At 56.5% G+C, this 248-nt stretch carries 1 protein-coding gene; it reads right to left on the reverse strand.

Annotation, left to right across the window (positions count from 1 at the left end):
* Nucleotides 1–248: Ig-like domain-containing protein (locus ACFI6G_RS22285; protein WP_462710492.1), on the reverse strand; the 248-nt coding region annotated here is incomplete at both ends.

The following is a 248-nucleotide window of genomic DNA, read 5'->3' on the forward strand; positions in this document are numbered from 1 at the left end:
GTGAACGTCAGCTCGCTGCTGCCTGATGTATTACCCGCTGCGTCGGTTTGACGAACGGTGATCGTGTTGTCACCTTCCGTTGGTACTGGTGCGGTTGTCGTCCAGTTTCCGTCAACGAGGTATTCGACTGTCGCACCCTCTTCTGTGCCGCCGACTGTGAAGCTGCCGTCGTTGGTTAAGAAGTCATCCGCCGCTGAGCCAGAGTCCGTATCAAGTGTCAGTGTTGGCGCATCTGGAGCTGTTGTGTC

This window comes from Vibrio sp. PSi01 (assembly GCF_054960695.1).